Source organism: Streptomyces sp. NPDC058685 (assembly GCF_042714725.1).
Classification (GTDB): domain Bacteria; phylum Actinomycetota; class Actinomycetes; order Streptomycetales; family Streptomycetaceae; genus Streptomyces.
The window spans coordinates 1-11126 of sequence record NZ_JBHXSL010000014.1 but is presented as its reverse complement, the minus strand read 5'-3'; the positions used below and the strand labels follow the sequence as shown (position 1 = coordinate 11126).

The window sequence follows — 11126 nt, the reverse complement described above, 5'->3', positions numbered from 1 at the left end:
GCGCGGGGTCTCTACCCCCCCCGGCGCGACGCCGGGGGGGGGGGGCCCTTTATTTAGTGCTTCCCGCCGAACCGGCCCGCCCCCCCCCCGGGGGGGTTTCTGGCCCCCCACTTCCCCGCCCCCGTCCGCATGTGTGCCGCGCTCCTGCGCAGTGGGGCGGCTCTGTGCTGAGGTGGAGACCTCTTGCAGAACACTTGTCGGAAGGACGCACGATGACCCGCTCCTTCGCACGAAGAAGAGTTCTCCGAACCGCGGCCGCGCTCGGTGGCGCGGCTCTCCTCAGCCCCCTCGCCGGGCCGGCCCGCGCCGCCGAACACGCAGGCCGTCCGTGGCCCGAGATTCTCCCCCTGCCGAACGGCTTCCGCCCCGAGGGCATCACCATCGGGGCCGGTCCGTATGCCTACATCGGCTCCATCGCGACCGGTTCCGTCTACCGCGCCGACCTCGCCACCGGCCGCGGACGGGTCGTCAGCCAGGGCCTCGGCGCCGCGCATCCGGTGATCGGGCTCAAGATCGACCGACGCGAACGGCTGCTGTTCCTGTGCGGCGGAGTGAGCCGGGAGATCCGGATCGCCGACGCCCGCAGGGGGACGCTGCTCAAGACGTACGGTGTCGGCTCGGAGGGCACCATGGTCAATGATGTGGTGCTCACGCCGGGGGCGGCCTACTTCACCGATTCCTTCACGCCGAACCTCTACCGGCTGCCGCTCGGCCCGCGCGACGAGCCGGGCGACGCGATCACCACGGTGCCGCTCGGCGGTGACTGGGTGCAGGGCGCCGCGCTCACGGCGAACGGCATCTCCCGCACCCCGGACGGCCGGGCGCTGCTGATGGTCAATCAGGCGGTGGGCGGTGGCTCCCTGATGCGTGTCGACCCGCGCACGGGCGTGGCGCGCCGCATGGACCTCGGCGGGACCCCATTGCCCAACGCGGACGGGCTGTTGCTGCTCGGCCGCCTGCTCCACGTCGTACAGAACCGGCTGAACACGATCGCGGTCCTGAAGGTGAACGAGTCGGGGACCAGCGGCCGGGTGATCGCCCGGATCACCGACCCGGACTTCAAGGTCCCCACGACGGCCGCCGTGTGGCGCGACCGGATCTATCTGCCCAACGCCCGCTTCGACGTGGCCCAGCCGACCCCGGACACCCCGTACGACGTGATCGCGGTGGACCGGGTCGGACGCTGAGCACGGAGCGTCGGACGCTGAGCACGGAGCACTGAACACGGCCGGGGCGGCGCTCGGTGAGCGCTGCCCCGGCCCCTGCTCCGAGTCTCTCCGGCCCGCGGGCTGGTCCTTGCCGCCCGCCGCCGGTCAGTCCTCCGAGGACTCCGGCTCGTCGCCGTCCGCGTCGGACTCGCCGGACGCCTCGCTCTCCGGCTCCGCGCGCGGCGGCTTCGGCGGTCGCGTACGCCCGCTTGGGTCGCGCAGGTAGGAACCGCTGTCGCCGCCCTCGGTCGCATGACCCGGACCGGCCGCCGGGCCGAGACCGCCCGGACCGCCGTCCCGGCGCCGCAGATAGCGTTCGAATTCGCGGGCGATCGCCTCGCCGGACGCCTCGGGAAGCTCCGCGGTGTCGCGAGCCTCCTCCAGCGTCTGGACGTACTCCGCGACTTCGCTGTCCTCGGCGGCCAGTTGGTCGACCCCGAGCTGCCATGCCCGGGCGTCCTCGGCCAGTTCACCGAGCGGGATGCGCAGACCGATCAGGTCCTCGAGCCGGTTGAGCAGGGCCAGCGTCGCCTTGGGGTTGGGCGGCTGCGACACGTAGTGCGGCACCGCGGCCCACAGGCTGACCGCCGGCACACCCGCGTGCGTGCACGCCTCCTGGAGGATGCCGACGATGCCGGTCGGTCCCTCGTACCTGGTCTCCTCCAGGTCCATGGTTCTGGCCAGGTCCGGGTCCGAGGTGATGCCGCTGACCGGCACCGGCCGGGTGTGCGGGGTGTCGCCGAGCAGCGCGCCCAGGATCACCACCATCTCGACGCCCAGCTCATGGGCGAAGCCCAGGATCTCGTTGCAGAACGAGCGCCAGCGCATGGAGGGCTCGATGCCGCGGACCAGAACCAGGTCGCGCGGCTTGTCGCCGCCGATACGGACCACGGAGAGCCGGGTGGTGGGCCAGGTGATCTTCCGTACTCCGCCGTCCAGCCACACCGTGGGCCGGTTGACCTGGAAGTCGTAGTAGTCCTCGGCGTCGAGCGCCGCGAACACCTCGCCCTTCCATTCCCGGTCCAGATGTGCGACCGCGGTGGAGGCAGCGTCGCCGGCGTCGTTCCAGCCCTCGAACGCGGCCACCATGACCGGGTCGATCAGCTCGGGAACCGCCTCGAGCTCGATCACCCAGTGCCTCCTTCCGAAGTTCCCTTTCGTACGCCCCAACCTTACGGCTTACGAGGTCCCGGGCCGCAGCCCCCCGGCACGGGCGGGTGAACTTCGGCGCGCCGGGGCAACGGTTTGCCCGAAAGGGCGTCCGGCCCCCGATTCATCCGAGCTGTGTCCGAGGAATTTCGGCACAGGCCTGGACGGTGGCGCGTCGGCGGCGCTATACATCGGATGACCACGAGAGGTCCGATGTTCTTCCCCGGGGGTGCGTGCATGAGTCAGACCGTCACGGAGTTCGAGGTTCACGACATCCGCTTCCCCACCTCGGAACAACTCGACGGCTCCGACGCCATGAACCCGGACCCCGACTACTCCGCCGCTTATGTGGTGATGCGCTCCGCGGACGGGTCGGAAGGGCACGGATTCTGCTTCACCATCGGCCGCGGCAACGATGTCACCGCCGCCGCCATCGAAGCCCTGCGCCCGTACGTGATCGGCCGGCCCGCCCCCCGTACCGCCTCCGACCTGGCGGATCTGCACATCGCGCTGACCCACGACTCCCAACTGCGCTGGCTCGGGCCCGAGAAGGGCGTGATGCACATGGCGGCCGGAGCGGTCGTCAACGCGGCTTGGGACCTGGCTGCCAGGACTGCCGGACTGCCGGTGTGGGAGTTCCTCGCCTCGATGACACCCGAGGAGCTCGTCTCCCTCGTCGACTTCCGCTATCTCACGGACGTCCTCACCCCCGACGAGGCGCTGGCCATGCTGCGCGCGGCGGAACCCGGCCGCGCCGAACGGACCGCCCGGCTGCGCCGCCAGGGCTACCCCGCGTACACCACCTCGCCCGGCTGGCTCGGCTACTCGGACGAGAAGCTCGTCCGCCTCGCCAAGGAAGCCGTCGCCGACGGCTTCGGCCAGATCAAGCTGAAGGTCGGCGGCGACCTGGAGGACGACATCCGGCGGATGCAGCTCGCCCGTGCCGCCGTCGGCCCCTCCGTCCGCATCGCCGTGGACGCCAACCAGCGCTGGGACGTCGCGGACGCGGTGCGCTGGATGACGGCGCTCGCACCCTACGAGCCGCACTGGATCGAGGAACCGACCAGCCCCGACGACATCCTCGGCCACGCCGCCGTACGTGCCGGGCAGCCGGTCAAGGTCGCCACCGGCGAACACGTCGCCAACCGTGTGGTGTTCAAACAACTGCTCCAGGCCGGGGCCGTCGACTTCGTCCAGATCGACGCGGCACGCGTCGCCGGGGTGAACGAGAACCTGGCGATCCTCCTGCTCGCGGCCAAGTACGGCGTCCCGGTCTGTCCGCACGCCGGCGGGGTGGGACTGTGCGAACTCGTCCAGCACCTCGCGATGTTCGACTACGTCGCCGTCTCCGGCAGCTGGGAGGACCGCGTCATCGAGTACGTCGACCACCTCCATGAGCACTTCGCCGACCCCGCCGAGATCGACGCCGGACGCTATGTCGCACCGACGGCCCCCGGGTTCTCCGCCCGCATGCTCCCGGAGTCCATGGCCGCCCACCGCTATCCGGAGGGGCCCGTCTGGCAGGCCCGTCGCACCATCGAGGAGGTCAACTCATGACGGCCGTCAGGGACTTCGAAGGGCTCTGCGCCCTGGTGACCGGCGGAGCCTCGGGCATCGGCGCCGCCGTGACGAGGCAACTGCTCGCCCGGGGCGCGCGGGTGGCCGTGCTCGACCGTGACCTCACGGGCACCCCCGACGGCGCACTCGGCGTCGCGGCGGACGTCACCGACGACACGGCGGTGGGCGCGGCCGTCGACCGGGCAGCCGCCGAGTTCGGCGCCCTGCACACCGTCGTCTCCAACGCGGGCATCGGCGCCGTCGGTACGGTCGCCGACAACCCCGACGACGAGTGGCGGCGCGTCCTCGACATCAACGTGCTCGGCATGGTGCGTGTCGCCCGGCACGCCCTCCCGCGTCTGCGCGCGGCCGCCGCCGACCGCCCCGGCTGTGTCTCCATCACCCACACCTGCTCCATCGCGGCCACCGCGGGCCTTCCCCAGCGGGCCCTTTACAGCGCCAGCAAGGGCGCGGTCCTCTCGCTCACCCTGGCCATGGCGGCCGACCACGTCCGTGAGGGCATCCGTGTCAACTGCGTCAACCCCGGCACCGCCGACACTCCCTGGATCGGCCGGCTGCTCGACCGGGCGGACGACCCGGCGGCGGAGCGCGCCGCCCTGGAGGCCCGCCAGCCCACCGGCCGGCTGGTCGCCGCCGACGAGGTGGCGGCCGCCATCGCCTATCTCGCGAGCCCCGCCGCGGCCGCCGTCACCGGCACGGCTCTCGCCGTCGACGGCGGGATGCAGGGGCTGCGCCTGCGCCCCGCGACCTGAGCACACAGCGGAACCAGCAGCACCAGCTGAACAGCTGAACAGCTGAACCAGCGGACCCCCAGCACCACCTGAGCCGACACCACCGAAGGACGGGACCAATGAGAGTGCGTACGACAAGTGCCGCGGCCTGCGCGGTGCTGCTGGCCGTGACGGCCCTCGCGGGCTGCAACCGGGACTCCGGCAGCGGATCCGCGGACGGCAAGGTGGGCATCGATCTGCCGCGCAGCGACAGCGACTTCTGGAACTCCTACCAGCAGTACGTCGAGAAGGGTGTGAAGGCCGGCGAGGTCGACGCGCTGTCCCTCACCAACTCGCAGAACGACATCGGCAAACTCGTCGCCAACGTGCAGACGTTCACCGACCAGGGTGCCAAGGCGGTGGTGATGGCCCCTCAGGACACCGGCGCGATAGCCGAGTCGCTCCAGACCCTGGAGGAGAAGAAGATCCCGGTCGTCAGTGTCGACACCCGCCCCGACAAGGGCAACGTCTACATGGTGGTGCGGGCCGACAACCGGGCGTACGGCGAGAAGGCCTGCCAGTACCTCGGCGAGCAGCTGAAGGGCAAGGGCAAGGTCGTCGAGTTCCAGGGCGACCTGTCCTCGATCAACGGGCGCGACCGCTCCGAGGCCTTCAAGTCCTGCATGGACACCAAGTTCCCCGGCATCAAGGTCTTCGAGCTCGCCACCGACTGGAAGGGCGACGTCGCCTCCGCGAAGCTCCAGTCCACGCTGGCCGCACACCCCGACATCAACGGCATCTACATGCAGGCCGGCGGTGTCTTCCTCCAGCCCACGCTCGCGCTCCTGGAGCAGAAGAAGCTGCTGAAGCCGCCGGGCACACCGGGCCACATCACGATCATCTCCAACGACGGCATCCCGGAGGAGCTGGACGCCATCAAGGCCGGGAAGATCGACGCGACCGTCTCCCAGCCCGCCGACCTGTACGCCAAGTACGCGCTCTTCTACGCCAAGGCCGCGCTGGACGGCAAGACGTTCAAGGAAGGCCCCACCGACCACGGCTCCACCATCATCAAGATCCCGGGCGGCTTGGAGGACCAGCTCCCCGCGCCACTGGTCACCAAGGACAACGTGGACGATCCGAAGCTCTGGGCCAACCAGCTGGAGAAGAAGAGCTAGTCATGCCTCACGCCGCAGACGCCGCATCCGCCGCTCACTCCGCGCACGTACCGGCCGCGGTGCACGCGGAAGGGATCGTCAAGCGCTTCGGGCCCACCGTCGCGCTCGACGGCGTACGGCTCACCGTCGCGCCCGGCGAGTCCCACGCGCTCGTCGGGCGCAACGGCGCGGGCAAGTCCACCCTCGTCAGCGTCCTCACCGGCCTGCACAGGCCAGACGCGGGAACCGTCACCTTCGACGGCGTGCCCGCACCCGCCTTCGGGGACACGGCGGCCTGGCAGTCCAAGGTCGCCTGCGTCTACCAGAAGTCGATGGTCGTGCCCGACCTGACCGTCGCCGAGAACCTCTTCCTCAACCGGTTCGACACCGGCAGCCGCTTCATCAGCTGGAGGCAACTGCGGCGGCGCGCCGAGGAGCTGCTCGCCGGGTACGGCGTGAGCGTCGACCCGATGGCCCGGGCCAAGGATCTCGCCGTCGAGCAGCGGCAGTTCGTGGAGATCGCGAGAGCCCTCTCCTTCGGCGCGCGGCTGATCGTCCTCGATGAGCCGACCGCCCAGCTGGACGCCCGCGGCATCCAGCGGTTGTTCACCAAACTGCGGGAACTCCAGAGCCAGGGAGTGGCGTTCCTGTTCATCTCCCACCATCTGCAGGAGGTGTACGAACTGTGCACCGCCGTCACCGTCTACCGTGACGCCCGCCATGTCGTCACCGCGCCGGTCGCCGAACTCACCAAGGACGACCTCGTCGCAGCGATGACCGGAGACTCCGTCAGCGGCACCTCGCAGTGGCATGCGCCCGCCGGGCCCGTCCGCACCGAGGAACCCGTGCTGCGCACCGAGGGGCTGACCCTGGAGGGCGAGTTCGAGCCGCTCGACCTCGAGGTGCGGCCCGGTGAGGTGCTCGGACTGGCGGGCGCCGCGGCGAGCGGCAACACCGCGCTCGGCGAGATCCTCGTCGGTATGCGCAAGGCCGGCGCCGGGCGTATCACCGTGCACGGCCGCGAGGTGAAACCCGGCAGCGTGCCGCACGCGCTCGACGCCGGGATCGGCTACATCCCCGAGGACCGCCATCGCCAGGGACTCGTCGTGGACCGCAGCGTCGCCGAGAACGCCACGCTCACCGTCACCGACCAGCTCGGCCCGTGGGGCACCGTACTGCCCTCTCGTACAAGGGAATTCGCCCAGTCCATGATCGCATCGCTCGACATCAAGACGCAGGGGCCGGAGCAACCCGTCTCCGGGCTCTCCGGCGGCAATCAGCAGAAGGTGGTGGTGGCGAGGGCGCTGGCCCGCCGCCCGAGTGCCCTGGTCGCCCTGCGGCCCACCGCCGGCGTGGACGTGAAGTCCAAGGACGCGCTGCTCGGTGTGGTGCGCCGGGTGGCCGACGAAGGCAGCGCGGCCGTCATCATCTCCGACGAGCTGGACGATCTGCGGGTCTGCGACCGGGTGCTCGCCCTCTTCCACGGGCGGGTGGTCGCGACGTTCGGCAGCGGGTGGACGGACCGCGAACTGGTGGCCGCCATGGAAGGTGTGGGGGAGCAGGAATGACCGGGACGATACGGCCGCTCACGGCCGACGGGACGAAGAGCGACAGCCCGGCGAGCCGGCTGCGCCTGATCCGGTGGAGCGACTTCTCGCTCGTGCCGGTGATCCTGGTGCTGATGGTGATCGGGTTCATCGTCTCGCCGGTCTTCCTCACCTCCAACAACCTCATCAGCGTCGTCCAGCAGTCCTCCGAACTGAGCCTGCTGGTGCTCGGCCAGGCACTGATCCTCATCTGCGGGCGGATGGACCTCTCGCTGGAGTCCACCATCGGCATCGCTCCGGTCGTCGCCATGTGGCTGGTGCTGCCGAGTGAGGGCGGACGCTTCCTGGGGCTGGAACTGCTGCCCGTCTGGACGGCGATCCCCGTCTGTCTGCTGGTGGGCATGGCGATCGGCGCGGTCAACGGCTTCCTGATGCTGAAGCTGCGGGTCAACGGCTTCATCGCCACCCTGGGCATGCTCACGATGCTCCGCGGCCTCCACATCGGCATCACCGAGGGCAAGTCGATCACCGACGTGCCGGAGTCCTTCCGCTACCTCGGCAAGACCGACTGGCTGGGCGCGCCCGCGGCGGTGTGGATCTGTCTGGCGCTGTTCGCGATCGGCGGTGCGGCACTGGCCTATCTGCGCCACGGACGCGCGCTGTACGCGATCGGCGGCAACCCGGAGGCGGCCCGGGCGGCGGGCATCCGGGTCGACCGGATCACCTGGATCGTGCTGGCGATCGGCGGTCTGCTGGCGGCCTTCGCGGGCATCCTCTACACCGGCCACTACGGCTCGGTCGCGGCCACCCAGGGCAACGGCTGGATCTTCCAGGTGTTCGCCGCGGCGGTGATCGGCGGCATCAGCCTCAAGGGCGGCCGCGGCACGCTCTTCGGGGCGCTCACCGGCGTCCTGACGCTGCAACTCGTCGTCAACGTCATGACCCTGGGCGGGGTACCGGCCCTGTGGAACCAGTTCCTGAACGGCGCGATCATCATCGTCGCGCTGGTGATCTCCCGCTTCGCGAGCGGCGAGAAGCAGGACTGAGGGCAGTCTCGGGGCGTGTCCGCCCGGGGCCGCGAGCAGGTACGTTTCGCCTGCCGCCGGCACCGGGCGGATCTGATCGAAACGGGGTCGGGCGGCGGTGACCTGCGGCAGGATTGAGCCGTGCCGACCGAGCCGGAAGACATCGAGCTGAGCGAACACGAGCTGCGGGAGATCACGGGCTACGCGGCCGACTGTGCGCGCAGGACGCTGTCGATCTTCGAGCAGAGCCTGCCCGCCGACACACGCCCTCGCGAGGCGATCGACGCGGCACACGCCTTCGCCGCGGGCGGCCGGCGCACGGCCGCTCTGCGGCAGAGCGCGTGGGCGGCGTACAAGGCGGCGCAGGAAGCCGATTCGCCGCCCGCTGCCGACGCGGCACGGGCGGCGAGCCATGCGGCGGCCGCCGCGTATCTGCATCCCAAGGCGAGCGCTCATCAGGTGAAGCACGTTCTCGGTGCGGCAGCGCATGCGGCGCGAGCGGAGGAGCTGGCGTCCGCGCAGGACCGGCGGGTGACCGCCGGGACCCTGGAATGGGCGCGCCATCACGCACCGCCGGCCGTCCCCGCGGTGCTCGGCCGACTGCCCGCCGCGCCTCCCGGGGGAGGGCGGGTGGGGGAGTTCATCCGCGATCTCGACGCCGCTCTCCGCGCCTGAGGGAGATCGACTGCCAGGGGCTCGTACGGACATCCCCCTGCGGGAGAGCGCTCAGAGCGTCGAGCGGAGCCACTGCTCCACGCTCGCGATGTGCACCGTCGCCCACGAGCGGGCCGCCTCCGCGTCCCGGTCCCGGAGCGCGGCGAGGATCGCCCGGTGCTCGTGCAGCGTGCGGCTGACCGCGTCCTCCTGCGTCAGTCCGCGCCACACCCTGGCGCGCGTCGTCGGTCCGGACAGGCCGTCCAGCAGCGAGCAGAGCACGGAATTGCCCGAGGACTGCACGATACCCCGGTGGAACTCCAGGTCGGTGGCGACCAGTTCCTCGACGGAGGGCTCGGGGCCCAGCGCGTCCAGCTGCGCGCTCAGCCGTTCCAGTTCGCCTTCGCCGATGCGGCTCGCGGCCATGGCGGTGGCCGCGGGTTCCAGGATCCGGCGTACGGCGAGGAACTCCAGCACCGTGTCGTCGCGGTGGAAGTCCACCACGAAGCTCAGCGCCTCCAGCAGCAACTGCGGGTCCAGGCTGGTCACATAGGTGCCGTCGCCCTGGCGCACGTCCAGGATGCGGATCAGCGACAGGGCGCGTACGGCTTCACGCAGCGAATTGCGGGACAGCCCGAGTTCGGCGGCGAGTTCGCTCTCCTTGGGAAGGCGGTCGCCGGGCCGCAGGGCACCCGAGACGATCATTCCCTTGATCTTTTCGATCGCCTCGTCGGTGACTGCCACGACGGCCCCCTCGTCCCTCATTCATCGGATGTCTGAGCGTACAACGTGGGCGGCCCCCCGAGAGCCGCCCACGTCGGGGAAATCCGGCCTGAGGTCAGGCCTTCCTGCCCAGGACGTCCTCGACCCTGGCGCGGATCCCGTCCGTGGCGAGGCCGCGGATGGTGAGGGTGGTACGACGGCGCAGGACGTCGTCCGCCGTCTCGGCCCACTCGTGGTCGCGTGCGTAGGCGACCTGCGCCCAGATCTCGGGTGCGTCGGGGTGGATCCGCTCGGCGAGCGCCGGGTCGTCCTCGGCGAGCCGCGCGATGTCGAACGACAGCGAGCCGTAGTGCGTCGCGAGATGACGCGCGGTGTCCTCGGCCATCGGCGAGCCCGGGGTGTCGCCTCCGACGAGCAGCCGGTGGGCCACCGCGTTCGGGTTGGCGATGCCCGGCAGCGGCAGCTTCTTCGGCAGCCGCGAGATCGGCACCAGACCCTTGTCGTACTCGCCCAGCGGGTGCCCGGGCAGGGCCGCCAGCTTGTTCATCACCGTGCGGCCGATGTGGCGGAAGGTGGTCCACTTGCCGCCGGCCACCGACAGCATGCCGCCGCTTCCCTCGGTGACCACCGTTTCGCGCTTGGCCTTGGAGGTGTCGCCGGGGCCGCCGGGCAGCACCCGCAGACCGGCGAAGGAGTAGGTGATCAGATCGCGGGACAGCTGCTGGTCGCGGATCGAGTACGCGGCCTCGTCCAGGATCTGGGCGGTGTCCTTCTCGTTGACCGCGACGTCCGCCGGGTCACCCTCGTACTCCTCGTCGGTCGTGCCGAGGAGCAGCATGTCCTCCCACGGGAGGGCGAAGGTGATGCGGTACTTGTCGATGGGGGTCGCCAGCGCCGCCTTCCACGGCGAGGTGCGCTTCAGCACCAGGTGGGCGCCCTTGGAGAGCCGGATGGAGGGAGCCGCGTTCGGGTCCTCCATCCTGCGCAGGTGGTCCACCCACGGGCCGGTCGCGTTGAGCACCAGGCGCGCGCTCACGCCGAACTCGGTGCCGTCGGTACGGTCCTTGAGCTCGGCACCGGTGACCCGGCCCTCGGTGAAGCGCAGTCCGGTGACCTCGGCGTGGTTGAGCACCGTGGCACCCGACTGGACGGCCGCGCGGACCGTCATCAGGGCCATGCGCGAGTCGTTCATCTGGTCGTCGCCGTACACGGCCACGGCCTTGAGGTTCTCCGTGCGCAGCTCGGGCACGTCACGCTGGGCCCTGGCCGGGCCTATGACATGGCCGACGCCGTCACCGAAGGCGGAGAGCGCGGAGTACGCGAACACTCCCGCCCCCAGCTTCGCCGCGCCGTGCGGTCCGCCCTTGTAGACCGG

10 protein-coding genes are annotated in these 11126 nt (G+C 70.8%); 7 read left to right on the top strand and 3 right to left on the bottom strand.

Going from position 1 to position 11126, the window contains the following annotated elements; genetic code table 11:
* Positions 1-212: 212 nt before the first annotated feature.
* Entirely contained in the window at positions 213-1187 is a 975-nt protein-coding gene (locus ACFWU3_RS14625) for a superoxide dismutase (RefSeq protein WP_384436212.1), read from the top strand.
* 126 nt (positions 1188-1313) lie between these two features.
* Here ACFWU3_RS14625 and ACFWU3_RS14620 read toward each other — a convergent pair whose 3' ends face one another.
* A complete protein-coding gene (locus ACFWU3_RS14620; protein WP_384436209.1) occupies positions 1314-2339 on the bottom strand; it encodes a PAC2 family protein in 1026 nt (341 codons plus the stop codon).
* Between the two features lie 255 nt (positions 2340-2594).
* On the opposite strand from ACFWU3_RS14620, the gene ACFWU3_RS14615 reads away from it, so the two are divergent.
* The 6 genes from ACFWU3_RS14615 (at position 2595) to ACFWU3_RS14590 (ending at position 9049) form a co-directional block, all read left to right on the top strand.
* A complete protein-coding gene (locus tag ACFWU3_RS14615; RefSeq protein WP_384436205.1) occupies positions 2595-3914 on the top strand; it encodes an enolase C-terminal domain-like protein in 1320 nt (439 codons plus the stop codon).
* On the top strand, positions 3911-4687 hold the full coding sequence (locus tag ACFWU3_RS14610; protein WP_384436202.1) for an SDR family NAD(P)-dependent oxidoreductase: 777 nt from the start codon (positions 3911-3913) through the stop codon (positions 4685-4687). The genes ACFWU3_RS14615 and ACFWU3_RS14610 overlap by 4 nt, the downstream gene beginning before the upstream one ends.
* 98 nt (positions 4688-4785) lie before the next feature.
* On the top strand, positions 4786-5823 hold the full coding sequence (locus ACFWU3_RS14605; protein ID WP_313947302.1) for a sugar ABC transporter substrate-binding protein: 1038 nt from the start codon (positions 4786-4788) through the stop codon (positions 5821-5823).
* A gap of 2 nt (positions 5824-5825) precedes the next feature.
* Entirely contained in the window at positions 5826-7370 is a 1545-nt protein-coding gene (locus ACFWU3_RS14600; protein ID WP_384436198.1) for a sugar ABC transporter ATP-binding protein, read from the top strand.
* Entirely contained in the window at positions 7367-8395 is a 1029-nt protein-coding gene (locus ACFWU3_RS14595; RefSeq protein ID WP_313947304.1) for an ABC transporter permease, read from the top strand. Before ACFWU3_RS14600 ends, ACFWU3_RS14595 begins: the two co-directional genes overlap by 4 nt.
* Before the next feature lie 120 nt (positions 8396-8515).
* The gene (locus tag ACFWU3_RS14590; RefSeq protein WP_384436194.1) at positions 8516-9049 is read left to right on the top strand and encodes a putative immunity protein; all 534 of its coding nucleotides are present in this window, start codon (positions 8516-8518) and stop codon (positions 9047-9049) included.
* Positions 9050-9100: 51 nt separating this feature from the next.
* Here the strand turns inward: ACFWU3_RS14590 and ACFWU3_RS14585 are convergent, their stop codons facing one another.
* Positions 9101-9772, bottom strand: a complete 672-nt coding sequence (locus tag ACFWU3_RS14585; protein WP_384436191.1) for a FadR/GntR family transcriptional regulator — start codon at positions 9770-9772, stop codon at positions 9101-9103.
* Between the two features lie 94 nt (positions 9773-9866).
* Positions 9867-11126: glycerol-3-phosphate dehydrogenase/oxidase (locus ACFWU3_RS14580; protein ID WP_384436188.1), on the bottom strand; the 1260-nt coding region annotated here is incomplete at its 5' end.

Bases quoted from the DNA above. Each gene is read 5' to 3' on its own strand.
- ACFWU3_RS14625 (WP_384436212.1), top strand. From the start codon at position 213: ATGACCCGCTCCTTCGCACGAAGAAGAGTTCTCCGAACCGCGGCCGCG.
- ACFWU3_RS14615 (WP_384436205.1), top strand. From the start codon at position 2,595: ATGAGTCAGACCGTCACGGAGTTCGAGGTTCACGACATCCGCTTCCCC.
- ACFWU3_RS14610 (WP_384436202.1), top strand. From the start codon at position 3,911: ATGACGGCCGTCAGGGACTTCGAAGGGCTCTGCGCCCTGGTGACCGGC.
- ACFWU3_RS14605 (WP_313947302.1), top strand. From the start codon at position 4,786: ATGAGAGTGCGTACGACAAGTGCCGCGGCCTGCGCGGTGCTGCTGGCC.
- ACFWU3_RS14600 (WP_384436198.1), top strand. From the start codon at position 5,826: ATGCCTCACGCCGCAGACGCCGCATCCGCCGCTCACTCCGCGCACGTA.
- ACFWU3_RS14595 (WP_313947304.1), top strand. From the start codon at position 7,367: ATGACCGGGACGATACGGCCGCTCACGGCCGACGGGACGAAGAGCGAC.